Source organism: Halolamina rubra (assembly GCF_000739555.1).
GTDB classification, from domain to species: domain Archaea; phylum Halobacteriota; class Halobacteria; order Halobacteriales; family Haloferacaceae; genus Halolamina; species Halolamina rubra.
Map to the genome: position 1 here is coordinate 56,542 of NZ_BBJN01000039.1, position 22,492 is coordinate 79,033.

Below are 22,492 nucleotides of genomic sequence, written 5' to 3' on the forward strand. Positions count from 1 at the left end.
GTTGAGTGATCATCGACGCCACGCCCGGGACGGAGTTAAGTGCCCCCGGGCGTGGGTGACGGTATGAGTCGACAGCACACAGGCGGGGAGGGAGACGCCCCGAGCGGGGGAAAACCCCCCGAGCTGCGGAGCAGCGAAGTGACCGAGGGGCCGGAGCGCGCGCCACACCGCGCGATGTTCCGCGCGATGGGGTTCGACGACGACGACCTCTCCTCGCCGATGGTCGGCGTCGCCAACCCCGCGGCCGACGTGACGCCGTGTAACGTCCACCTCGACGACGTCGCCGACGGCGCGATCGTGGGCGTCGACGACGCCGGCGGCATGCCCGTCGAGTTCGGTACCATCACCATCTCCGACGCCATCTCGATGGGGACCGAAGGGATGCGCGCGTCGCTGATCTCGCGGGAGGTGATCGCCGACTCCGTCGAGCTGGTCGCCTTCGGCGAGCGCCTCGACGCGCTGGTCACCGTCGCGGGCTGCGACAAGAACCTCCCCGGGATGCTGATGGCCGCTATCCGGACCGACCTGCCGAGCGTGTTCCTCTACGGCGGCTCGATCCTCCCCGGCCAGCACGAGGGGCGTGACGTGACCGTCCAGCACGTGTTCGAGGGCGTCGGCACGTACGCGCAGGGGGAGATGAGCCGCGAGGAGCTGGACGAGCTGGAGCGCAACGCCTGCCCCGGCGCGGGCTCCTGTGGCGGGATGTTCACCGCGAACACGATGGCCTCCATCAGCGAGGCGCTCGGCCTCGCGCCGCTGGGAAGCGCGTCGCCGCCGGCCGAGACAGAAGGCCGAACCGAGGTCGCCGAGCGCGCGGGCGAACTCGCGCTCGACGCCGTCGAGCACGACCGGAAACCCTCCGACATCCTCTCGCGGGCGTCCTTCGAGAACGCGATCGCGGTGCAGGTCGCGATGGGCGGCTCCACGAACGCGGTGCTCCACCTGCTCGCGCTGGCCGCGGAGGCCGGGATCGATCTCTCCATCGACGACTTCGACGAGATCGCCCGCCGGACGCCGAAGATCGCCAACCTCCAGCCCGGCGGCTCGCGGGTGATGAAGGATCTCCACGACGCCGGCGGCGTCCCCGTGGTGATCCGCCGGCTGGTCGAGGCCGGCCTGTTCGACGGCGACGCGAAGACGGTCACGGGGCGCACCGTCTCCGAAGAACTCGCGGAACTCGACCTGCCCGCGGACGAGACGCTCGACGAGACCGACTTCCTCCGGCCCGTCGACGACCCGTTCCACGAGGAGGGCGCGATCAAGATCCTGAAGGGGAACCTCGCGCCCGACGGCGCCGTCCTGAAAGTCACGGGCGAGGACCAGTTCCACCACGAGGGGCCGGCCCGCGTGTTCGAGAGCGAGGAGGACGCGATGAAGTACGTCCAGGAGGGCGGCATCGAGTCCGGCGACGTGATCGTCATCCGGAACGAGGGGCCTCGCGGTGGCCCGGGGATGCGCGAGATGCTCGGCGTCACCGCCGCCGTCGTCGGCCAGGGCCACGAGGACGACGTGGCGATGGTCACCGACGGCCGCTTCTCGGGCGCGACTCGCGGCCCGATGATCGGCCACGTCGCGCCTGAGTCGTTCGCCGGTGGCCCGCTCGGCGCGCTGGAGGACGGCGACCACGTCACCGTCGACATCCCCGACCGCAGCCTCGACGTCGACCTCGACGACGACGAGATCGAGCGACGGCTCGACGATCGCGAGCCGCCCGAGCGGGAGTACACCGGCGGCGTGCTGGGCAAGTACGGGACGCAGTTCGGCTCCGCCGCCGACGGCGCCGTCACGAACCCGGGGCTGACGCGCGACAGGTAACGAGGTCGGCCGGAACACCAAAAGGTCCCCCCTACGTGCTGATGTGGTACTGTGACGGTGCACGTCGATCCGGGGATCCTCTATCTGGCTGCCCTGATCGTCTCCTCCGCGGTCTGTGGGTTCATGGGCTATCTCGCGATCGCGAACCGCAACCGACGTGGTGCGCGCGCGTTCGGAGTCCTCGTCGGCATCCTCCTGGTGTGGGCGCTGACCGAAATCGTCGAACTCGTCACCGCCGAGCCGTCGGTCGCGGCGGTCGCGCGGCAACTCCGGTTCGTGTTCGTCCCGTTGATCCCGGTCGCAGTGCTGGTCATCGCGCTCCAGTACACCGACCACGAGGAGTACGTCTCCTCGGGGACGGTCGGCCTGCTCTGCCTCGTCCCGACGATCACCGCCGTGCTCGTGCTGACCAACCCGGAACACGGCTTCGTCTGGATCGACGGCACGATGGTGTCGGTTCCACCGTACTCCGTGTACGAGGTCACCTACCGGCCGTGGTTCTGGATCTACTTCGTGTACACCCAGGTGCTGATCGTGATCGCGGTCGTGCTGTTCCTCCGTTGGGGGCTCGACGCCGAAGGCCCCTATCGCCGGCAGGCCCAGTACATCCTCGTCGGTATCTCGGCGCCGTGGCTGGGGAACCTTCTCGAGATCACCGGGATCTGGAACTCGCCCGTCGACCTCGGCCCGATCGTGACCACGATCACTGGGATCAGTATCGGTATCGCAGTGTTCCGCTTCCGGTTTCTGGATCTGTCTCCCATCGCCCGCGACACCGTCGTCGAGGCGATGCACGGCGCCGTGATCGTGCTGGACGAGGAGGACCGCGTCGTCGACGCCAACCCCGCGGCCCGGAAGCTGCTCGACGCCGGCGACGACGGTGTCGTCGGCCACGCCGTCGACGACATCGCGTCACCGTCGCTGGCCGAGGCCTGTCGTGAGACGGACGGACCGGAGCGGCTCTCGCTCCCCGTCGGGCAGGGCGAGCGCACGTTCGACGTGGTCCGCTCGGCGCTCCCCAGCAGTGGCCGGGTGGTACTGCTCTCGGACGTGACCGAGCAACGCCGGCAAGCCAAGCAGTTGGAGCGGCAGAACGAACGGCTCGATCAGTTCGCGTCCGTGCTCTCGCACGACCTCCGGAACCCGCTCAACGTCGCGCAGGGGTACGTCGACCTGATCGAGCAGGACGGCGAGGACGGGGAGAACGTCGAGCGCGTCGAGTCGGCGCTCGATCGGATCGAGTCGCTGATCGAAGACACCCTGGCCCTCGCCCAGGAGGGGTCGGCGGTGACCGACCCCGAGTTCGTCGACCTCGCGGCCGTCGCCGAGTCCGCGTGGGAGACCGTTCCGACCGACGACGCGACGCTCGCGATATCGGTCGACCGAACCGTCCGCGCAGACCGGGACCGGCTGGTTCGGCTGTTCGAGAACCTCTTTCGCAACTCGGTCGAGCACAACGATAACGCCGATCTCACCGTGCGCGTGGAGGGTATCCCGGACGGGTTCGCGGTCGTCGACGACGGGGAGGGGATCCCCGAGAGCGAGCGTGCGGCCGTGCTCGAACGGGGGTACACCACCAGCGACGGTGGAACCGGACTCGGGCTGGCGATCGTGGCCGAAATCGCGCGGGCCCACGGCTGGCGAGTCGAGATCGCCGGGAGCGAGGGGGGCGGCGCACGCATCGCGTTCCACGGGGTCGAGGGCGCGCTCGGAAGGGAAACGCCTTAATCAGTTTCGGACCCAGTCACAGGTATGACTGACGAGGAGGAGGCGACCGAGACCGAGGAGGAGGCGCTCCAGCTCTCCGCCGAGGAGATGGAGTCCCGCCTCGACGAGGCGAGCGAGTCGCTCGAGGACGCCGAGACCGAGGCCGCGCTCGACGACGTCGAGGCCACCGTCGACCGCGTGGCCGAGGCGTTCGAGACGGCCGACTTCCCCGAGGACGACGAGGAGGCCGGGGAGATCGAGAGCCGCATCGACGAGCTCCGCGAGGGGATCGAGGAGCAGCGCGGGCCCTACGCCGAGGACGTGGTCGACGACCTCGAATCGTTCCAGACACAGCTCACAGAGACGCGCTGGACCGCCAAGGGCGAGCCTGCGGTGCAAGACGCCGTCGCCGACTACCTCGACGCCGCGGGCGACGCGCTCGACGCCGAGTTCGGCGACGCCGCGGACGCCGAGCCCGAGACGCTGGCCGACGAGCTCGACGCCGTCGCCGACGCGGTCGAGGACGCCGGCCTCGACGCCGACGACGACGCCGACACGATCGCGGCGCTGGTCGAGGCGACCGACGAGCTCGAGTCCGGGCTCGACGACGCCGAGGAGTGGGACGACCTCCAGACCAACGAGCAGCTCCGGGCGGAGGGGTTCTACGACGTGCTCGGCCACTACAAGGACTACCCCGTCGAGTGGGCCGCGCTGAAGGAACACGAGCAGCAGGGCAACGTCGAGCAGGTGCTCCGCGCGCTCGACGCGCTCGACTCCGAGTTCATGGAGCGTCACTGCATGGAGGCGCTGACCCGGATGGGCGATCCGGCGGCGTTCGACGAGATGCACGCCCGCGCCCAGAAGCGCGACAAGCCCGGGATCGAGGCGCTGGGGAAGATGGGCGCCGGCGCCGAGGACGCCGTCGACACGCTGCTCGACTACGTCGACGAGGACTCCGACCCGCAGCTCCAGAAGGTGACGTTCAAAGCGCTGGGCGAGATCGGCAGCGAGGAGGCCACCCAGCCGCTGGCGAACAAGCTCGAGATGGAGGACGACAACGTCCGACCGATCGCGGCCCGCGCGCTCGGCCTGATCGGCGACACGCGAGCGATCGAGCCGCTGGCCGACACCGTCGAGAACGACGAGGAGCGCACCGTACGCACCGCCGCGGCGTGGGCGCTCCGCCAGATCGGCACCCGCGAGGCGCTCGAAGCGGCCGCCGAGTACGACGACGCCACGGCGTACACCCTGCAGGCGGAGGGCGAGAAGGCCCGCGAGGCGCTCGACGCCGACGACGACGAGGCCGCCGCCGTCGAGGCCTGATCGGCGCCGCCCCCCGGCGATTATCGTGGTCTTCCTGTGGAGTTAAGTGCGCCACTCGCGCACGCCCGATGTGAACGACCAGTACCAGCAGTTGGTCCGGCTGGTGAAGGCGCGGGCGGGACGGAGCTTCCGGACGGCGTTCTGCTACGACGCCGACGGCTGGGACGCGCTGTACGTCCGAACCGACCTCGCGACCGACGACCTCGAGGCGGCGGTCCCGGCGCTCGCCGAGCGCGCGCGGTCACAGGAGCCGCTCGTCCGGGGGCGTGACTACCCGCCGCTTGGCGCCCAGCGCGCGTCGGTGTTCCTCCACGAGAACGCGGTGCTCGTCCAGTTCAGCGAGCCCGACTCCGAGACCGGGGTCGTGCTCACGCTCGACACAGAGGTCGCGGGGAACCTCTCGGAGTTCGTGAAGGCGTGTGAGACGGTGCTGACCGAGCCTCAGCGCCGCCAGTAGAGCACCGGCCCGAGCACGAGGTACGCCAGCGCGAGGTACAGCAGCCCGAACGCGAACCCCCGACCGTACAGCCCGGGCAGCAGGATCGCGCCGGCCTGGACGACGCCCATCACCAGCGCGTCCTGGGCGTGGAGGTCGGGGTAGACCACGTCACAGAGCATCAGCGGCGTCAGCACCGCCGCGAGCGCGAGCAGGAACCCGGCGTCGTGAAAGCCTGCGAGGGGGATCCCGGCGCCCCGGTAGCCCGTGAGCACGATGGCGCCGAAGATCGTGGCCGCGAGCGTCGTCGGCACGCCGACGGTCTCGTCGCTGTCGCTGTCGTAGGCGGTGTACAGTCCGAGTCGCGTGACGGCGGCGGCGACGTACAGCGCGGGGACGGCGACGCCCGCCAGCGCGAGCAGGCCCTCTGCGGAGAGCCCCGACGCCAGCGTCGCCGGCGATCCCCACTCCCGCAGGGAGACGACGGCGACGAGGAACGCGGGCGCGACGCCGAAAGTGGCCACGTCCGCGAGCGAGTCGAGGTAGGGGCCGGCCTCGGTGCCGCCGTACTTCCGGGCGACGACGCCGTCGAGGCCGTCGGCGATGGCCCCGAGCAGCACGAGCCGGGCCGCCAGGCCGACGTCGACGGTCACCGCGACGACCGCGAGAAACCCCAGCGCGGCGTTCCCGACGGTGACGGCGTCGGCTGGCCCGAGGCGACCGATGAACCGCGAGCGCATGTCCGGCCCGTCGGCCGGCCCCGGTTTACGTGTTTACATCCGGACGACGGCCGCGGGTCCGGCGGAGCCGCGCCGCGATCGCTCCGGAATCACGCCGCCTAAATCGCTCGGGTTCCAACCCCGGCGTATGGAGCGCCGACGCTATCTCGTCACCGCGGGCGCCGCCGCCGCGGCGAGTCTCGGTGGCTGTCTCGGGCTGACCCGGGGGGAGAACACCGAGTTCGACGTGGGGATGCGCCCCACCGCGTACGATCCGCCGGAGATCACCGTCGCGCGGGGGGAGGAGGTCGTCTGGGAGAACACGGGTACCCGCGACCACACGGTAACCGCCTACGAGGCGTCGCTGCCCGACGGCGCCGCCTTCTTCGCCTCGGGTGGGTACGAGGACGAGCAGGCCGCCCGCGACGCCTGGGCCAACGGCGCCGGCGGCGCGCTGAGCAACGGCGAGCAGTTCAGCTACACGTTCGAGATCCCCGGCGAGTACGAGTACTTCTGCATCCCCCACGAGAGCGGCGGGATGATGGGGACCGTGATCGTCGAGGACCGCACGCCGACGGCGACGGAGTAGGCGTCGACGGCGCGGTCGCTCGTCGCCGGTGAAAAAGCGAAAAGCGCGTGAATCCGTTGCCGAGCGGCGGCGCTACTCCTCGACGGCCTCGTCGACGTCCTCCTCGTCCACGTCGACGGAGGCCTCCTCCTCGGCCGCGACCTCCTCGGGTCGGGCCTCGAGCGTCAGCTTCTGGACCTCGACGCGGCGCAGCGGGTAGATCTCCTTGGCCTCGCCGTAGATGGCGGAGGAGACCCGCCCCTCGACGACGCTGTCGACTAGCTGCTCGAAGCTGCGCTCCTCGGCGGCGTCCTCGACGATGTCGACCATCACCGAGCGGATCGCCTGCTCCTGGGAGCGGTCGGCCTTCTGGGTCGTCAGCGCGACCGGCTGGATCTTGACGCGGTAGTCGTCCGTGGTCAGCAGCGTGACCGTGGCGGCGACCTTCGAGGCGCCGCGGCGGACCAGCGAGCGCAGGTAGTCCCGCGTGAGTTCGTACTTGATGAACTCGGTGTAGGCGGCGTCGCTGCCCACGTCGTTGATCTTGAACGTCAGCTTGCTGTTGTTCTGTCCCTGGTCGCCCTCCATCTCGCCCTGCGTGGTCTCGATGGTTCGGCCGACGACCTGGTTCGGTTCCTCAGCGACAGTCTCACCGATCTCGGCCCGGTCGAACTGCTCGGGCGCGAGCACGGTGTACCATCGTTTGCCTTCGATCGTTGTGGATTTCTCGCTCATGTGTTGTCGGTGTCCCGCGCCGTCTCGCAGACGGCGTCGGCGACAGTCAGGTTGACGAGGTAGTCGTCGACGGAGGCGGCCAGCCCGCCAGCGTCCTCGCGGACGATGGTGGTCCGGACCGCGTCGCCGTCGACGGCCGTCGTCATCGCATCGGTGTTGTCGGGAGCGAGCGCGGCGGCCACGACCCGCGCGTCTGCGTGGGTCGTCGAGATCGTCGCCTCGTGGGTCGCCTCGCTCATAGCGCCTCCCGGAACGCGTCCGTGAACTGTTCGGTGTCGGTGTCGAAGCGCGCCCAGCCGGCGTCGTCGGTGCCGTGGCCCGTGCCGTCGACCGCGTCCGCGGCGGCCGCGACGGCGTCGCCGATCCCCGACTCGCCCGCGGCGGCCGCGGCCCCGTCGGCCACGGCCAGCGCGACCGGTTCGGGCGACCGGAACGCCCGCGCGAGGCGGGCGACCGCCGGCAGGACCGCGGCGTCGGCGTCCCCGCAGTCGAGGACCCAGACGCCGTGGTGCCGGGCGGTAGTGGCCGATCGCAGCGCCGCGTGGACGGTCGCCCCGTACTTCCGCCAGGCCGCGAGCGCGGCGTCGCGCGCGTCGTCGGCCCGCTCGCCCAGCGCCAGCGAGATGCCGGCGGCGGGGGCGGTGCGGGCGACGGCGTCCAGCACGTCGCGTAGCCGCCGAGCGTGGGGAACGGCGCGTCCGGGACGCGGTAGGGGCGGAGCGCGCGCTCGACCGCTCGGGCGGCGCGCTCGGTCGCCCCATCGGCGGTCACCGTGTCGACGGTGACCAGCGAGGCGAGCCGGCGGTCGAACTCCCCGCCGCTGCCGGCAGCGCGGGAGTCCGCAGCGTCGTCCGCGTCGGGCTCGAGTTCGGCGACCAGCGCGGCCGCCGCGTCCTCGTCGCCCGAGAACGGGCCGTGCAGCAGCGTCGACGCCGCGAGGCCGGCCGGCACTCCGTCGGTCGGGATCGCCAGTCCGGGCTCGCGGTCGATCACTCCCGACTCGCGTGCGGCGTCGAGTGCCGCGTCGGCGGCCCGGACGGGTTCGCCCGCGGCGATCGTGCCGGCGAGGGCGAGGATCGGGTCCGGGTCGGCGCCGAGTCGGCGAGCCAGCTCGAACGCGCTGGGGCTCGCCGGGCGCTCGAGGGTCGCGTCACCGTCGACCGCGGTCGGCCCGACGGCGACGGTGACGGCGTCCTCGGTGGCGGTGGCCGCCTCGTCGTCGAGGCGGAGCTGGAACGGGGTTGCGGTCTCGGCACACGCCCGGGCGAGGAGGCCGGCAGCCGCGAGGCTGTCGCCGTCGCTGGCGGCGGCGACCCGGACGAAGGGTGCCGTCGACAGGGCGTCGGCGAGTGGCTCCTCGACCCGGCGGGCGCTCGACATCTATCCTTCGAGGATCTCTTCGGCGGTCTCGTAGTCGTACTCGAACTCCGCGTCGATCTCGTCGCCCTGGTAGTAGTCGACCAGGCGACGGATCTTGGACTCGGTGTTCTGCAGGGCGCGCTTGTTCTGGGCGTCCTGCGGGTTCCGGTCCATGTGGGCGCGCAGGCGGACCGCCCGCTCCATCAGGTTCCGGAGGTCCTCGGGGAGCTCGTTATCGGCGTCGTTCTCCTCGAGGATCTCGGTGACCTTCTTCCCGGTCGCCAGCTTCACGTCCGGGATGGGCGTGCCCTTCACCCCTCGTCGCGCAGTTTCAGGCCGATCTGACTGGGTTCGTGGCCCTGCTCTGCGAGTTCGACGACGCGGGATTCGATCTCCTCCGCGTCGACGTCGCTCCACTCCGGCGGCTCGTCTGCCACGGGGGCGTCCGAACCGGACGACCCGCGGCGGCGTGTGTGCATTCGTGCCATTGTCTGAGTTGGAACGGCACTGACCGCGAAAAGACCGACTACACGTCGGTACACTTCCGCAATCCCGAGCCCGGGCGGTCCGAGCGAGTCAGATTTGCGGCCGTGCTGTTCCCAACGGTGAGTGACCGGCGAGGGGCTTAATGGCTTTCCATCCGCGGCGTCGACGTCGATGTGGCGTCGACGCAGACGCCGTCTGGCATCGAAGCCCTTAATAACGAAACCGGGGTACGATTGGATGCGTTCGCGGGCTCGTAGATCAGTGGTAGATCATCCCCCTGGCACGGGGAAGGCCCGGGGTTCAAATCCCCGCGAGTCCACTCCTTTCGGTCACTTCGTTCCCTCCAGTCGTGGACTCGCGTGGTCTCACTCGCTCACTGCGTTCGCTCGCGAGACCCCCGCGAGTCCACACGCACTGGTCAGTTCACCCGAAGGATCTCGTAAGTTCACGACCCTGCGAGTCGACGCTTTCGGTTCACTTCGTTTCCTCGGAAATCCATCTACGACGCCCGAACCGTCGACGTAGCTTCGACGCCTGTAGACGCCATGTCGGCGAGTGGCCGGCGATCGACCACATGCTACCACTTTCGGCGCTCGGACACCGGGAGTTAAACCTCGCTCGCCCGACCGGGCCCCATGGCGCTCGCGAACCCCGACCTCTCCGGATCGACGGCGTTCATCACCGGAACCACCCGCGGCATCGGCAAACAGCTCGCGCTCGCGCTCGCCGAGCAGGGCTGTAACGTCGTCTCGACGGGCAAGACCACCGACGACGACGACTCCGAACTCGGAGGCTCGATCGAGCAGACCGCCCGCGAGGTGCGCGACCGCGGGCCCGACGCGCTCGCGCTCGAACTCGACCTCCGGGACGAGGAGCGCGTCGAGACCGTCGTCGACGAGGCGATCGACCAGTTCGGCGAGATCGACATCGTGATCAACAACGCCAGCGCGATCCAGCTGGCGAACGTCGCCGACCTGCCCGCCGACCGGTTCGATCTGCTGACCGACGTGAACGTCCGCGGCACCCACGTCGTCGCCCACGAGTTCGCCGAACACCTCGCGGACCAGGACGAGGCGTGGTTGCTGTCGAACTCGCCGCCGATCGTGACCGACCGGTCGCCGGGGAAAGCCCCCTACGCGTGGTCGAAGCTCGGGATGTCGTTCATCACGCTCTCGCTCGCCGAGGAGCTGGCGGGCGAGGGCGTCGGCTGTAACACGTTCTGGCCGGTGACGACGATCGACACCCGCGCGAGCCGCTACTTCGGGCTCGGCACCGAGGACGACTGGCGAACCCCGGAGGTCGTCTCGGACGCGGTGCTCGAGATCCTCGCGCGGGACCCGTCCGAGTGTACGGGCAACAGCTTCTACGACGAAGCGCTGCTCGGGGAGGCAGGGGTGACCGACTTCTCGGAGTACAACGTCACCGAGGGCGACCCCGCGCCGATGTCGGCACAGCTGTTCGACCCCGAGTTCGACCGCGAGCGTGATCTACCCTGAACGGGAGCTAGCAGGCGCCCTCCACGTTCCGACAGCGAAGCTAGTCAGTCGAACCACTCCTTTGAGCCGGACATGGCGACGCCGCTGGTGATGATCGCCTGGAACGCCTCCTGGACGGTCATGTCGATATCCTGCACCTGGTCGGCGTCGACACAGACCATGAACCCGCCCATCACCGGGTTCGGCGCCATCGGGACGAACAGCACGGACATTCCGTCGTCGCCGGCATCGTCGGGCACCGCCGAGGTCTGGAACGCCAGCGAGTAGACGCCGCGGTGGGGGAACTCGACCAGTTTTACCTCCTTGAACCCGTTCGTGTCGCTCTCGAGCATCACGTCGCTCATCTGGTCGAAGCTGCTGTACACCGACCCGACGCCGGGGACGGCTTCGACGTAGCGCCCGACCCCCCGAACCGCGCCGGCGGTGGAGCTCGTCTCCGCGAGCACGCCCGTGAACACGACGACGGCGACGAGCGCCAGCACCGTCAGCCCCTGTGCGACGACCCCCTCCTGCCCGCCGGTGAGCCCCAGCAGCGTCAGCACGTGGACCAGCGGGGACAGCAGGTTGCCGAGGAAGTCGACGACGGCGCCCAGCACGATCAGCGTCACCACCAGCGGGCCCGCGACCGAGACGCCCGAGAACAGCACCTGCCGGGCGGCCTCGAACGTGAAGCGATCGAGCATCGGCGTCGTCGGGACGTACCGGACCACGAGCCCGACGGCGGTTCTGGTCACGCCGACGATGGTTGCCTTCATCGGGGGTCACTCCCGGATACGTGGCCGGAGTTCGGGGTTTGTTACTCGGGAAGTACTGTCGCAGTTTCGACGATATGTACCTCATAACGAGACGGGTAACGGACACGTGGTTACCAGCTGGTGGCCGTCGACATCGCCGACGGGGAACCGGTGCGCCACCATGCGGAGGTTTAACACGGCCGGGGACCTACTCCCGGCCGTTATGGCATCCGTCGAAATCGAGTACTGCGTCCCGTGTGGCCACCGATCGCGAGCACAGGAGCTCCAGGCCGAGATACTCGAGGAGTACGGGCTGGGGGTCGACCGCGTCGCGCTGGTGACGGGCGACGGCGGCGTGTTCCAGGTCCGCGTCGACGGCGAGCAGGTGTTCGACGTCGACACCGACGAGTACGACGCCGAGGCGATCGTCGACACGGTCGGCTCGTACGTCGGCGCGACCGCCTGAAAGAGCCGCCGGGGGCGATCCCCGACCGATCAGTCGTCCGCGGCGGCGCCGTCGTCGTCGGGCTCGATCTCCACGTCGATCTCGGCGGCGGCGGCCTTGTACTCCGGAATCTTCGCGCGCTCGTCGAGCACGTCGTTCGTGAGTCGGTTCGCCGACGCCGCCGCGAAGTGCGGCGTCGTCCAGACGACGCCCTCCTTGATGGCCTCGGTCACGTCCGCGCGGACCGTGATCTCCCCGCGCCGTGAGCGCAGCCGCACCTTGTCGCCGTCCTCGATACCGTAGCGCTCGGCGTCGTTGGGGTGGACGTCGACGAAGTTCTCCGGCTCCTGCCGGGAGAGCGTCGGCGACCGCCGGCTCATCGTCCCGGTGTTGTAGTGCTCCTCCAGCCGCGCGGTGGTGAGCACGAGCGGGTACTCCTCGTCCGGCGTCTCCTTCGGTTCCTGGTGGACGACGCCCTCGATCCGGCCGAGGCCATCCTCGGTCTCGAAGGAGTCCTCGTACAGGTAGGAGTCGCCCTCGTCGCCCTCCTCGTAGCAGGGCCAGTGGATCCCCTCCTCGCCGAGGGCGTCGTACGTCATCCCGTGCATGATCGGGCAGACCTCGCGCAGCTCCTCGAAAACGTCCTCCGGCCCGTCGAACTCGAACCCCTCCCCGAACAGCCGCGTCCCGACTTCACTGAGGATCTCGAGATCGTGACGGGTGTTCTCGTGGACTTTGTGGACGCCGCGCATCCGCTGGACCCGGCGGTCGGTGTTGGTGACCGTGCCCCCGCGTTCGGCCCACGTCGTCGCCGGGAGGACCACGTCGGCGAGCTCCGCCGTCTCGGTCATGAAGATGTCCTGGACGACGAGGAAGCCGAGTTCCTCCTCGAACCGCCGCTCGGTCTGATTCCCGTCGGGCTCGCTCATGATGGGGTTCTCGCCCATCACGTACAGCCCGTGGACCGTATCGCCGATGGCGTGGGAGATCTCGACGTTCGTCAGCCCGGGCTCGCTGGGGATCTCGAACCCCCACACCTCCTCGACGGACTCGCGGGCCTCGTCGTCGTCGACGAGCTGGTAGCCCGGGAGCACGTTCGGCATCGCGCCCACGTCACAGGTGCCCTGGACGTTGTTCTGCCCGCGCAGTGGGTTCACGCCCGCGCCGGGCTTGCCGAGGTTCCCGGTGATCAGCGCGAGGTTGATCTCGTTCTGGACGTTGTCGACGCCGCAGCTGTGCTGGGACATCCCCATCCCGGTGAAGATGGCGGCGTCGTTGGCCATCGCGTACTTCTCGGCGGCCAGTTCGATGTCCTCGAGCGGGACGCCGCACTCCTCGGCGGCGGCCTCCTTGTCGAACCCTTCGAGCGTCTCCCTCAGGTGGTCGAATCCCTTCGTGCGCTCGTCGACGAACGCTTCGTCGATCCAGCCGGCGTCGGGCTCTTCCTCGTGCCGTTCGAGGATCGTCTTCAGCACGACGTTCAGCAGCGGGATGTCCGTGCCCGGCTTCAGCTGGAGATGCATGTGGCGGTCGGTCCCCGGAATGTCGAACGACTCGGTCGTCTTGTTCGCGTGGGGGTCGACCTGGATCACCGTGGCCCCCTCCAGCACCGCCTGCCGGAAGTACTGGCTGTTGGCGATCGGGTGCTGCTCGCCCGGGTTGGCGCCCTGGATCCACAGCACGTCGGCCGAGTCCTCCAGATCGGCCATGCTGTTGGTCATCGCGCCCATCCCGAGGCTGGTCCGCAGCGCCCAGACCGTCGACGCGTGACACATCCGGGTGCAGTTGTCGACCTGGTTCGTGCCGTACCGGCGGGCGAGCTTCTGGATCAGGTAGTTCTCCTCGTTGAACGTCTTCGAGGAGCCGAAGAAGCCCATCCCGTCGGGGCCGTGCTCCTCGCGGATCGACTCCATCTCGTCGACGACACGGCTCAGTGCCTCGTCCCACGTCGCCTCGCGGAACTCGCCGTCCTCCTTGATCAGGGGGTCGGTCAGGCGATCCTCGTGGTCGACGACCTGCGTCGCCGCGCCGCCCTTGATGCAGACGCTGCCCTCGTTGACGGGGGCGTCGCCCCAGGGCATGAAGCTCATCTCGCCGCGCTCCTCGCCCTCGCGGACGCGGATCCCACAGCCCACGCCGCAGTACGGACAGATCGTCTTCACCGGCTCCTCGGCGTTACTGGCCACGACGCTCACCCCGACTCGCGTTGTTCATACGTCAGTATCTGTCGCATCGGTCAATTAGTGTGTCGGTGGCCCGAACTCCGACGCCGACGCTGCCCGACCCGCGGCTCGCGCGTGTGACCGTCTGCACCCCGACGTAGTTCCGAAGCACCAATATGTAAGACGACTAATATCCTCGTAGATGCTCCCTCCCGACAGCCGCCGAACGCGTCGCATCGCAGCCCTCACAGCGGTGCTCCTCGTGCTGCTCCCGCTCGTGAGCGGCGTCGCCGCCGCCCAGTCCGCCGGCCAGGTCGGCGGCACGATCGTCGTCGGCGCCGGTGAGACCGTCGACGGGGTACAGGGCGTCGCGGGCACCATCGTGGTCCGGGGCACCGTCGACGGCGACCTCTCGGGCAGCGCGGGGACGATCCTGATCGCCGAGTCCGGCACCGTCACCGGCAACGTGCAGGGCGCCGCCGGGAGCGTCGTCGTCGCCGGGTCCGTCGAGGGCGACGTCCAGGTCGGCGGCGGCTCGTTCGACCTCACCGAAACCGGCGAGATCGGCGGGAACCTGGACGTCGGCGCGGGCAGCGTCACCGTCGACGGCACGGTCGGCGGCTCCGTCCGCGCGGGCGGCGACGCCGTGACGCTCGGCCCCAACGCCGACGTGGGCGGGGAGTTCCGCTACGACGCCGAGCAGTTCTCCCGGAGCGACGACGCGACGGTCGGCGGCGAGGTGATCCAGGACGACAGCCTCCGCGGAGGGACGACCGGGTTCGGCGGGTTCGGCACCCCCTCGTGGGTCGAGACCGCGTTCGGGTTCGTGACGAGCCTGCTCCTCGGCGCGATCCTGCTGCTCGTGTTCCCGCGGTTCTCCGACGGCGTCGCGGCGCGGGTCGGGGAGTCGCCGGCCGTAACTCTCGGCGTCGGCCTGCTGACGCTGGTCGGCGTCCCGATCCTCCTCGTCCTCGTGGCGATCACGATCGTCGGCATTCCCTTCTCGCTCGCGGGGTTCGCGGCGTTCTTGATCGCGCTCTGGATCGCGAGCGTCTACGGGAAGTACGCGGTCGGCGTCTGGGTGCTCTCGCTGGCCGACGGGGAGAACCGCTGGCTCGCGCTGCTGCTGGGGCTCGTGGGGTTCCTGCTGCTTGGACTCGTCCCGATCGTCGGCGGCGTCGCCGAGTTCGTCGCGGTGCTGCTGGGGCTGGGCGCGGTCGCGCTCGGACTCCGAGACGGGTACGAGAAGCGGTCCGGATCCGCCGAGTCGGCGCCGTCGAACTGACTCGGCGCTCAGTCGAACGCGCGCCAGGTGCGCGAGGCGCCCGGGAGCCCCCTTACCCGGATCTCGCGGCCGTCCTCCCCCTCCCGGAGTTCGATGACGCAGTCGAACTCGCTGGTGATCGTGTTGACGGTTTGCGGGTCGTGTGAGACGCTCTCGAGCGTGAACACGCCGAGGCCGTCCGTGTCCGCGATCCGGGAGGTGTAGATGTGGAGGAACTTGAACACGGTGTTGAGGTCGAGGTACTGGATCAGCGTCGAGATCGACACCAGCCCGTGGCGAACGTCCGAGACGTCCTGCTCGGAGAAGCGCTGGAGCAGTTTCGCGGTGCCGATGCTGATCCCGGTGAGATCGCCCGGCGACGAGACGCGCTCGGTCGCGATCTCCCGGATCGCCCGCTGGCTGTCGCTCCCGGAGCAGTCGACGATGGCGACGCGGTCGCGGTCCAGCGTCGGCACGTACCGCTCGAACTCGTCGAGCATGCTCGACGCCGACGCGCTGGTGCTCACACACAGCACGCCCTCGCCCGTCTCGTGACCCGACGCGAGCAGTTTGAACGCGACCTCCCGCTTGCCGACCATCGCCGGCCCGGTTATCAGCACGTTCGTCCCCGGCGGCAACGCCTCTATGGTCCCGTCCGGAAGCACCGCGTCGATGTCGTACGGGGTGCTCATTCTCCCCCCTCGTCGTCCATGATCTCGCGGACGGCGCCGACGAACTCCGTGTCGGTGGACATGTCGCCCAGCTCCTCGTCGACGCGTTCGCGCTCCCGCTCGATCCGATCGACCAGGGCGGCGTACTCGTCGCTCTCGGCCAACTCCGCCTCGGTTTTCTCCGCCTGCAGCGCGCTCTGGCGGGCGACCAGCGAGTAGTACTCCTGCAGGTCGTCGTTCAGCTCGGCGCGGTCGAGCAGGCGCTCGATCGTCCCGGTCAGTTCGTCGCGGTCGGGCGGCTTGGTGACGTAGGCGTCGAACCCCATCTCCACGATGTCGAAGTCGGGGTCGACCGCCGACACCATCGCCACTCGACAGTCGATCTCGCGGTCGCGGATCTCCCGCAGCACCTCCTCGCCGGCCATCTCGGGCATCATCCGGTCCAGCAGGACCACGTCGACGTCGCCGTCGAGCTCCGTCATCGCCGTCGCGCCGTCGGGAGCCACGCGCACGTCGTACGACGAGCGCAGCCAGCGGCGGTAGGTCTCGGCCACGTCGGGCTCGTCCTCGACCACGAGCACGACGGGCGGACCGTTCTCGCTCATACGGGCTCCTCCCCCGCCACGGGGATATAGGTGGCCCTCGAACGTCCTCGCCCCCACGGTCCTACAGCGCGGCCTCGTGATCCACCGCAGTGAGCCGGACGACGAACGTCGCGCCGCCGGCGTCGTTGTCCTCGAGGCGGATCTCGCCGCCGTACTCCTCGACCATCGCGTCGGCGAAGAACAGCCCGAACCCCGAGCCCGTGGACTTGGCGTGGCCCGTCTCGCCCCGCCGGAAGATGGCCTCCTTGCGCTCGTCGGCGACGCCGGAGCCGTTGTCGGCGACGCGGACGACCACGTCGTCGTCGTCGCGCTCGACGGTCACCGAGAGCCGGAGCCCCTCGACGTCGTTGTGCTCGATGGCGTTGGTGACGAGGTTCCCCAGCACGTCGCCCAACAGGTCGTTGGCCAGCACCGGCTGGGAGTCGGGAACGTCGGTCTCGAACACCACCGCCGGGTACGTCGATCGCACGCGGTCGAGTTCCCCCCGCAGCGCCGCCGCGAGGTCGACCGGTTCGAGCTCCGGATCGCCCTCGCCAGCGAGCGTCTCCACCACGGTCCGGACGCGCTGGACGATCTCGGTCACGTCGTCGCTCCAGCGAACGATCGTCTCGGCGTCCTGCAGCTGCTCGCCGTCGAGTTCGTCGGCGAGGAACTCGGCGCGGGCCCGGATCACCGTGATCGCGTTGAGCACGTCGTGGCGCAGGATCGAGTTGAAGAACTCCATCCGGTCGGTCTGGCGCTCGAGCTGCCGTTCGCGCTCGCTGCGGCCGAGCGCGACCTGTGCGTTCGCGGCCAGCAGCTTCGCCAGCGTCACCTCGTTCTCGGTGAACGCGTCCACCTCGTGGGAGCCGACGTTCAACACGCCGTACTCCCCGATCGGGACGACGATCACGCTCCGCACCCTGCTGTCGGGGTTGTACAGCCCCGACTCCGTCGAGAGGTCGTCGGCGACGAGCGCCTCGCCGGTCCGGTACGCTCGCCAGGAGAGGCTGTCGCCGTCGGTGTACACCGGGAGCTCGTCGTACATCTCCTCGACCGTCGTCGTCACCGCAGCCGGTTCGAGGCTGTGGCCGGCCTCGTCGCGGAGCCAGATGCCGGCGATCGGGTGGCTCAGCACCTCCTCGGCGGTGTCGACGGCGACCGAACAGACGTCCTGCTCGTCCGTCGCCTGCACCATCTCCCGGGTGGCGTCGTGGAGCTCGCCGATCTGTCGCTCGTGCTCCTTCCGGTCGGTCACGTCCCGACTGTTGATCAGGAACCCGTCGATGGCGGCGGTCTCCGAGGGGTTGACGCCGCGAGACTCCAGCCAGCGCCACGAGCCGTCGCCGTGGCGGAACCGGTACTCGACGACCAGGTCCTCGCCCGGGTTGGCGATCACTTGCTCGAACGCGGTGAGCACGTCCGCGCGGTCCTCCGGGTGGATGTACTCGAACGCCACGTCGCCGACGAGCTCCCCGGGGCTGTAGCCGAGGATGCGCTCGGCCGAGGGGCTCTGGTACTGGTAGATCCCGTTCCCGTCGAGGACGCTCAGGATGTCGTTCGAGTGCTCGACGAACGCCTGGAACCGCTCCTCCTGCTCCTTGCGGTCGGTGACGTCGGTGACCGTCCCGAAGTGGTAGGTCGTGCCCTGGATCTCCGCACAGGTCGTCACCGTCTCGACGGGTATCGTTCGATCCCCGAATCGGTACACCGTCTCCTCCGTGCGGGTCTCGCCCTCCTCGAAGGAGTCCCAGTAGTCGGGGAACTCCTCACGGTCGAAGTTCTCGGTGAGCTCCCAGATCGGTTCGCCCATCAGCCGGTCCGTCTCTGTGCCGAGAGTCTCCGCCAACGTCTCGTTCACGTAAGCCAGCCTCCCGTCGGCCCCGTAGGCGCCGACGCCGACGCCGACGCTCTCCAGCAGCGCCTCGAGGAACTGGAGGTTCCGCCTCCGCTCTTTGCGATCGTCGACCTCCCGGATGAAGGCGAGCAACCGCGGCTCGTCGCCGATCCGGGTCCGCTTGAGGTTCACCTCACACCAAACGCTGGTGCCGTCAGCGCGCTCGTGGAGCCAGTCGAACTGCTGGGGGCTGCCGTCGACAACCTCCCGGATCCGTTCCATCGCCGCCGCCTGATCGAACCGGGGGTCGTCGGCGCTGATCTCGTCGACGGACTTGCCACACAGCTCTTCGATATCGTAGCCGAGCAGCTCCGCCCACCGCTGGTTCACTTCCTCGAACGTCCCCGTCTCCGGGTCCATGATCCCGATCCCGACCTCGGCCCGGGCGAACACGTCGCGGTACTCGGCAGGGGTGAGGTTCCACGGGGCGGACCCGGCGCGTTCGCTCGACCCGGCCGGCTCGTCTCCAAGCCCGCGGCGTTCGACGGCGTCGACGACCCGCTCGGCCAGCGCCGCGTACTGGTCGTCGGCGCGCCCCTTCCGGCGGTAGTCGGTCACGCCAGCCGAGAGGGCGTCGCTGGCGACAGCTTCCGAACCGGCCCCCGTGAAGAGGAGAAACGGGAGCGCCGGCTCGCGCTCGCGGACGGACCGGAACAGCTCGAGCCCGGTCCTCCCCGGCAGGTCGTACTCCGCGATCACGCCGTCGTACGCCTCGCTCGCGAGCAGCGCGAGCGCCTCGTCGGCGTCGGTCGCCGTCGTCACGTCGAGTCGGTCGTCCTCGCGTTCGAGTCGCTCCGCGGCGGCGGCGACGAACGACGAGTCCGGGTCCACGTGGAGCACGCGGACCGTCTCTGGGGGTGTCTGCATCGATAGCGCCTCGTTGGCCGTGGCTATCGACGGGCGGGGGAATAAACCGCTGGACTCCGGGAGCGACGCCGCTCCGCCGCCGAGACGCCCTCTACGTCGCGGAGGGGGAGCCTTCGACCGTCGCCTCCGTCTCAAGATACTCGCGAGCGGCCTCGCGGATCACCTCCTCCGGCCCGACCACGCAGTCCCGCCGGAGATCCGGGAACTGGCCGTCGAGCATCGCCGCCACCTCGCCCTCCATCTCGGCGGCCTCGGCGAGGGTCCGGCCCTCCAGGTACTCGGTGATCAGGCTGGCCACCGCCCGGCTCACCGCACAGCTCTCGCTCTCGAACGCCAGTCGCTCGATCGTGCCGTCCGGCGCGACGTCGACGTGGAACTCCCCCTCGTCGCCGCAGGCGGTCTCCTCGGAGGACTTCACCAGCGACGGGTCCGGGAGGCCGCCGGTGTTGTGCGGGTCACGGTGGTGCTCGTACAGTCGATCCGCGTAGCGGTCCGAGCGCAGGTAGCTGTCGAGCTTCGCCTCGGCGTCGTCGACGGCGTCGAGCAGGCGGTCGATCTCCTCGGTGGTGTTGTAGACGTAGAACGACGCCCGGACCGAGCCCGGCACGTCGAGGCGGTCGTGGAGCGGCTGCGTGCAGTGGTCGCCCGCGCGGACGGCGATCCCCCGGTCGTTGAGGATCGAGGAGAGGTCGTGGCCGTGGACGCCGTCCACGTTGAAGCTCACCAGCCCCGTGCGCTCCTCGCCCGGGCCGGGGCCGTACGTCTCCACGTCGTCGCGCGCCTCGAGGCGCTCGAGCGCGTACTGCGCGAGCCGGTTCTCGTGGTCGCGCACCCACTCCATCCCGAGCTCGTCGAGGTAGTCGACGGCCGCCGCGAGCGCGATGCCCTCTGCGATCGGTGGGGTCCCGGCCTCGAACTTCCAGGGGAGCCCGTTCCACGTCGAGCGGTCGAAGGTGACGTGCTGGATCATCTCGCCGCCGTAGAGAAACGGCTCCATCTCCTCGAGCAGCTCCTGCCGGCCGTAGAGTCCGCCGATCCCCGTGGGACCGGCCATCTTGTGCCCCGAGAACGCGAAGAAGTCCGCGCCCATCGCCGCCACGTCGACGGGGCGGGTCGGCGCCGACTGGGCGCCGTCGACGACCAGCACCGCGCCGGCGTCGTGGGCGAGATCCGCGAACGTCCGGACGGGTGTGACCGTCCCCAGTACGTTCGAGACGTGGGGCACCGACACCAGCTCGGTGTCGTCGTCGATCAGCGACTTCGCGTGCTCCACGTCGACGTGGCCGTCGTCGGTGAGTCGGACGAACCGCAGGTCGGCGCCGGTGCGCTTGGCCACCTGCTGCCAGGTGACCAGCGAGGCGTGGTGCTCCATCTCGGTGGTGACGATCGCGTCGCCGGGGCCGAACTCCGGGAGAGCGAGCCCGTGGGCGACGAGGTTGATGCTCTCGGTCGTGTTGCGGGTGAACACCATCTCCTCGCGGCCGTCCGCGCCGACGAACTCCGCGAGGCGGTCGTGGGCGGCCTCGTACGCCAGCGACGCCTCGTGGCTGAGCTCGTGGATGCCGCGGTGGACGTTCGCGTTGTAGCCGGCGTAGAACTCCTCGAACGTCTCGTACACCTGCCGCGGGGTGTGGGTGGTCGCGGCGTTGTCGAGGTAGGTCAGGGGATGGCCGTTCACTTCGCGGTCGAGGACGGGGAAATCCTCGCGGACGCTGGCGGCGTCGGGGGACATGCGACGACGGTATCGTTCAGTCGTGTTAAAGGTTCCCGGGCCGCGGGGACAACGCCTATCCCCGACGGCGCCCAGTTCTCGGTGATGGACGACGACCGCACGTTCGCGCTCGAATCCCGGCTGACGAACCACGGCTGCTACCTCCAGTCGGTCGCCGTCGAGGGCGACGCCTACCGGCTCACCTACCAGTCCGCCGCCGCCGACCAGCACGGCGAGATCCCCCACCAGCAGGTCGGCGACGTGGTCAACGACTTCCGGAAGCTGTTCGACCGGCGGGACTGGCCGGTCCGGGACGTGGAGGCGACGGTCACCGACCTCGACGACGAGCGACTGGGCGCGTGGCGCGCCGACGCCGACTGGTTCGACGCGCTCGAGGCCGGCGAACTGACCGAGGTGGAGTTCTCCCAGCGCGTGCTCGACAGCCTCGAGACCGCCTGATCAGCCGCCGGCTCGCATCGCCTTCCGGGAGAAGTCCGCGATCAGCTGCTCGAACTTCTCCTCGCCGAACTCGTCGTCGGCCGCGAAGGCGACGGTGACCTCCGTCAGCTCGATCGAGGGGCCGATCGCGACTTTCTCCGCCGAGAGGTCGACCCGCCAGCCGTCGGCCTCCACGGTCGTGTCGTCGACGATCGTGCCGCCGAGGTTCTCGAGGTAGTTCCGCGCCAGCCGCATCGAGATCCCCCGGAACTCCTTCTCGCGGCGCATCATCCGCCAGCGACGGGGGGGAAGATGCTGAGTCGGTCGCCGTCCTCGAGGACAGTGTCCATCCCGTCGAGATGCAGCGCCTCGCGCCCGCTCTTGAGCACGTTGATGTGCGGGCGCAGGTCGCCGTCCTCGATCAGCTGGCCCGCGAGGTCGTCGTACTCCGCCTCGAGCTCGTACAGCACCTCGCCGATGGTGGTGCCCTCGGGGAACTCCCGCTCGACGACCTTCTGCCCGACGACCTGGCGGAACGTCGCGAAAAACCGGAGTTCGACGTTCATCGGTCCCCGAACCGGATACCGTCCTCGACGAGGCGCTGGTTGCGCTCGCGGTCCAGCGCGTCGCCGAGCTCCTCGTGGTCGTACAGCTGGGCGATCAGTTCGGCGTAGAGGTTGCGCCACGAGATGGCGTAGATCGGCGACTGGCCCCAGGCCCGGAGCTCGGGGACGAACTCGTCGAACCGCTCCATCCGGCTCTCGATCCGCTCGACGGCGTCGAGCACGTAGCCGACCGCCTCGCCGTCGTCGTCGGCGGCGTCGATGGCGTCGTTGATCCGGCGCTCCCACCCCGCGACCGCCTCGCGCATGTCCTTGCGCGCGTCGTCGTCGCCGGGCAGCGAGTCGAGGATCGGTTCCGGGGCGCCGAGTGAGACCGTCTCCATACGCGCTACTGGGGCGGCAACGCGGATAAAGCTCCCGACGCAGGAAACCGCAGGAGGGCAGCCCGTTCGAGCGCTCGGTCACACGGGGTCGACGGGGCGTGATGTAACTGTAACCAGTTACATTCATGT

The 22,492-nt window shown here is 69.6% G+C and carries 22 protein-coding genes, 1 tRNA gene and 1 pseudogene; 10 read left to right on the forward strand and 14 right to left on the reverse strand.

What is annotated here, in order from left to right:
• Nucleotides 1-63: 63 nt before the first annotated feature.
• From ilvD to ACP95_RS11185, 4 genes are all read left to right on the forward strand, one after another.
• Entirely contained in the window at nt 64-1,815 is a 1,752-nt protein-coding gene (gene ilvD, locus ACP95_RS11170) for a dihydroxy-acid dehydratase (RefSeq protein WP_049981282.1), read from the forward strand.
• Between the two features lie 51 nt (nt 1,816-1,866).
• Complete coding sequence (locus ACP95_RS11175) at nt 1,867-3,543, forward strand: histidine kinase N-terminal 7TM domain-containing protein (RefSeq protein WP_049981283.1); 1,677 nt, start codon at nt 1,867-1,869, stop codon at nt 3,541-3,543.
• Between the two features lie 24 nt (nt 3,544-3,567).
• Nucleotides 3,568-4,845: a HEAT repeat domain-containing protein gene (locus ACP95_RS11180; RefSeq protein ID WP_049981284.1), complete on the forward strand. Its 1,278-nt coding sequence runs from the start codon at nt 3,568-3,570 to the stop codon at nt 4,843-4,845.
• A 70-nt stretch (nt 4,846-4,915) separates the two neighbouring features.
• The gene (locus tag ACP95_RS11185; protein ID WP_049981285.1) at nt 4,916-5,302 is read left to right on the forward strand and encodes a hypothetical protein; all 387 of its coding nucleotides are present in this window, start codon (nt 4,916-4,918) and stop codon (nt 5,300-5,302) included.
• On the opposite strand, the gene ACP95_RS11190 is transcribed toward ACP95_RS11185, so the two are convergent.
• Nucleotides 5,287-6,021 (reverse strand): protein sorting system archaetidylserine synthase, encoded by a 735-nt coding sequence (locus ACP95_RS11190; protein ID WP_049981286.1) that lies wholly within the window; start codon nt 6,019-6,021, stop codon nt 5,287-5,289. The genes ACP95_RS11185 and ACP95_RS11190 overlap by 16 nt on opposite strands.
• A 127-nt stretch (nt 6,022-6,148) precedes the next feature.
• Between ACP95_RS11190 and ACP95_RS11195 the strand changes: the two genes are divergently transcribed.
• Nucleotides 6,149-6,589 carry a cupredoxin domain-containing protein gene (locus ACP95_RS11195; protein WP_049981287.1) on the forward strand — a complete coding sequence of 147 codons (441 nt, stop codon included), beginning with the start codon at nt 6,149-6,151 and terminating at the stop codon, nt 6,587-6,589.
• Nucleotides 6,590-6,661: 72 nt separating this feature from the next.
• On the opposite strand, the gene ACP95_RS11200 is transcribed toward ACP95_RS11195, so the two are convergent.
• The 4 genes and pseudogenes from ACP95_RS11200 to ACP95_RS11215 all read right to left on the reverse strand — a co-directional run bounded on the left by ACP95_RS11200 (nt 6,662) and on the right by ACP95_RS11215 (nt 9,150).
• On the reverse strand, nt 6,662-7,303 hold the full coding sequence (locus tag ACP95_RS11200; protein ID WP_049981288.1) for a 30S ribosomal protein S3ae: 642 nt from the start codon (nt 7,301-7,303) through the stop codon (nt 6,662-6,664).
• The gene (locus ACP95_RS11205) at nt 7,300-7,542 is read right to left on the reverse strand and encodes a KEOPS complex subunit Pcc1 (RefSeq protein WP_049981289.1); all 243 of its coding nucleotides are present in this window, start codon (nt 7,540-7,542) and stop codon (nt 7,300-7,302) included. The genes ACP95_RS11200 and ACP95_RS11205 overlap by 4 nt, the downstream gene beginning before the upstream one ends.
• Nucleotides 7,539-7,967, reverse strand: coding sequence for a hypothetical protein (locus ACP95_RS16370; protein ID WP_049981290.1), 429 nt, complete (start codon nt 7,965-7,967; stop codon nt 7,539-7,541). Before ACP95_RS16370 ends, ACP95_RS11205 begins: the two co-directional genes overlap by 4 nt.
• A gap of 716 nt (nt 7,968-8,683) precedes the next feature.
• Nucleotides 8,684-9,150: pseudogene (locus ACP95_RS11215) on the reverse strand (30S ribosomal protein S15).
• A gap of 245 nt (nt 9,151-9,395) precedes the next feature.
• Here ACP95_RS11215 and ACP95_RS11220 point away from each other — a divergent pair.
• Nucleotides 9,396-9,467 (forward strand) — tRNA-Ala (locus ACP95_RS11220).
• Between the two features lie 316 nt (nt 9,468-9,783).
• Nucleotides 9,784-10,644 carry an SDR family oxidoreductase gene (locus ACP95_RS11225; RefSeq protein ID WP_049981292.1) on the forward strand — a complete coding sequence of 287 codons (861 nt, stop codon included), beginning with the start codon at nt 9,784-9,786 and terminating at the stop codon, nt 10,642-10,644.
• Nucleotides 10,645-10,688: 44 nt separating this feature from the next.
• Here the strand turns inward: ACP95_RS11225 and ACP95_RS11230 are convergent, their stop codons facing one another.
• Nucleotides 10,689-11,399: a DUF502 domain-containing protein gene (locus tag ACP95_RS11230; RefSeq protein ID WP_049981293.1), complete on the reverse strand. Its 711-nt coding sequence runs from the start codon at nt 11,397-11,399 to the stop codon at nt 10,689-10,691.
• Nucleotides 11,400-11,601: 202 nt separating this feature from the next.
• Between ACP95_RS11230 and ACP95_RS11235 the strand changes: the two genes are divergently transcribed.
• Complete coding sequence (locus tag ACP95_RS11235) at nt 11,602-11,844, forward strand: SelT/SelW/SelH family protein (RefSeq protein WP_049981294.1); 243 nt, start codon at nt 11,602-11,604, stop codon at nt 11,842-11,844.
• Between the two features lie 29 nt (nt 11,845-11,873).
• On the opposite strand, the gene fdhF is transcribed toward ACP95_RS11235, so the two are convergent.
• Nucleotides 11,874-14,009 (reverse strand): formate dehydrogenase subunit alpha, encoded by a 2,136-nt coding sequence (gene fdhF, locus ACP95_RS11240; RefSeq protein ID WP_049981361.1) that lies wholly within the window; start codon nt 14,007-14,009, stop codon nt 11,874-11,876.
• Nucleotides 14,010-14,187: 178 nt separating this feature from the next.
• Here fdhF and ACP95_RS11245 point away from each other — a divergent pair, with 178 nt between their 5' ends.
• On the forward strand, nt 14,188-15,270 hold the full coding sequence (locus ACP95_RS11245) for a bactofilin family protein (RefSeq protein WP_049981295.1): 1,083 nt from the start codon (nt 14,188-14,190) through the stop codon (nt 15,268-15,270).
• A gap of 8 nt (nt 15,271-15,278) precedes the next feature.
• Here ACP95_RS11245 and ACP95_RS11250 read toward each other — a convergent pair whose 3' ends face one another.
• The 4 genes from ACP95_RS11250 to ACP95_RS11265 all read right to left on the reverse strand — a co-directional run bounded on the left by ACP95_RS11250 (nt 15,279) and on the right by ACP95_RS11265 (nt 21,000).
• On the reverse strand, nt 15,279-15,941 hold the full coding sequence (locus ACP95_RS11250; protein ID WP_049981296.1) for an RAD55 family ATPase: 663 nt from the start codon (nt 15,939-15,941) through the stop codon (nt 15,279-15,281).
• The gene (locus ACP95_RS11255; RefSeq protein ID WP_049981297.1) at nt 15,938-16,525 is read right to left on the reverse strand and encodes a response regulator; all 588 of its coding nucleotides are present in this window, start codon (nt 16,523-16,525) and stop codon (nt 15,938-15,940) included. The genes ACP95_RS11250 and ACP95_RS11255 overlap by 4 nt, the downstream gene beginning before the upstream one ends.
• A 61-nt stretch (nt 16,526-16,586) precedes the next feature.
• The gene (locus ACP95_RS11260) at nt 16,587-19,268 is read right to left on the reverse strand and encodes a PAS domain S-box protein (RefSeq protein WP_049981298.1); all 2,682 of its coding nucleotides are present in this window, start codon (nt 19,266-19,268) and stop codon (nt 16,587-16,589) included.
• A gap of 91 nt (nt 19,269-19,359) precedes the next feature.
• Nucleotides 19,360-21,000: a SufS family cysteine desulfurase gene (locus tag ACP95_RS11265; protein ID WP_049981299.1), complete on the reverse strand. Its 1,641-nt coding sequence runs from the start codon at nt 20,998-21,000 to the stop codon at nt 19,360-19,362.
• A gap of 84 nt (nt 21,001-21,084) precedes the next feature.
• On the opposite strand from ACP95_RS11265, the gene ACP95_RS11270 reads away from it, so the two are divergent.
• The gene (locus ACP95_RS11270) at nt 21,085-21,438 is read left to right on the forward strand and encodes a hypothetical protein (RefSeq protein WP_049981300.1); all 354 of its coding nucleotides are present in this window, start codon (nt 21,085-21,087) and stop codon (nt 21,436-21,438) included.
• On the opposite strand, the gene ACP95_RS11275 is transcribed toward ACP95_RS11270, so the two are convergent.
• Genes ACP95_RS11275 through ACP95_RS11285 form a run of 3 tightly spaced genes read right to left on the reverse strand, consistent with a single transcriptional unit; the run spans nt 21,439 to nt 22,363 of the window.
• Entirely contained in the window at nt 21,439-21,705 is a 267-nt protein-coding gene (locus ACP95_RS11275; protein WP_049981362.1) for a hypothetical protein, read from the reverse strand.
• The gene (locus tag ACP95_RS11280) at nt 21,705-21,983 is read right to left on the reverse strand and encodes a ubiquitin-like small modifier protein 1 (protein WP_049981301.1); all 279 of its coding nucleotides are present in this window, start codon (nt 21,981-21,983) and stop codon (nt 21,705-21,707) included. The genes ACP95_RS11275 and ACP95_RS11280 overlap by 1 nt, the downstream gene beginning before the upstream one ends.
• Nucleotides 21,980-22,363 (reverse strand): hypothetical protein, encoded by a 384-nt coding sequence (locus ACP95_RS11285; protein WP_049981302.1) that lies wholly within the window; start codon nt 22,361-22,363, stop codon nt 21,980-21,982. Before ACP95_RS11285 ends, ACP95_RS11280 begins: the two co-directional genes overlap by 4 nt.
• Nucleotides 22,364-22,492 lie beyond the last annotated feature (129 nt).